An 830-nucleotide genomic window follows, 5' to 3' on the forward strand; every position below is an offset into this window, starting at 1 on the left:
GCACCGCCCGCGCGCCGCAGACGCCGGCCGGCGGCCCGGCGGCCGGCGCACCCGCGCAGAACCTGCTCGGCACGCTCGGCAGCTTCTCGCGCACCACGCAGCAGGCGGTCGTGTCGCACTACAACGTGCAGCCGGTGCTCGACCTCTTCGCGTCGGTGCAGGGGCGCGACCTCGGCGGCGTCACCGCCGACGTGACGACACTCGTCGACGAAGCCCGCGCGCAACTGCCGCCCGGCTCGTCGATCGTGCTGCGCGGCCAGGTGCAGGCGATGCACGAGTCGTTCACGGGACTCCTCGGCGGCCTCGTGCTCGCGGTCGCGCTCGTCTACCTGCTGATGGTCGTCAATTTCCAGTCGTGGCTCGACCCGCTCGTGATCGTCGGCGGCCTGCCCGCGTCGCTCGCCGGCATCGCGTGGATGCTGTTCGTCACGCGCACGACGCTGTCCGTGCCTGCGCTCACGGGCACGATCCTGTGTATCGGCATCGCGACCGCGAACAGCATCCTCGTCGTGAACACGGCGCGCGAACTGCTCGCCGGCGGCGCGCCGCCGTGGCAGGCCGCGCTGGACGCCGGGTTCAGCCGCTTCCGCCCGGTGCTGATGACCGCGCTCGCGATGCTGATCGGGATGCTGCCGATGGCGCTCGGCCTCGGCGATGGCGGTGAGCAGAACGCGCCGCTCGGCCGCGCGGTGATCGGCGGGCTCGCGTTCGGCACGGTGTCGACGCTGCTGTTCGTGCCGGTCGTGTTCGGCTTCGTCCACGCATGGCTCGACCGGCGTCGCGAGGCCGCGGCCGCACGGCGCGCGCAGCCCGCCGCCGATACGCCGGCG

At 73.5% G+C, this 830-nt stretch carries 1 protein-coding gene; it reads left to right on the forward strand.

All coding sequences use genetic code 11. From position 1 onward, the window contains the following. The coding region (locus tag G3N98_RS39420) for an efflux RND transporter permease subunit (RefSeq protein WP_206151139.1) at positions 1–830 on the forward strand (830 nt) is incomplete at both ends.

Origin of the sequence: Burkholderia sp. Tr-20390 (assembly GCF_017104595.1) — a bacterium.
In the GTDB taxonomy this organism is placed as follows: domain Bacteria; phylum Pseudomonadota; class Gammaproteobacteria; order Burkholderiales; family Burkholderiaceae; genus Burkholderia.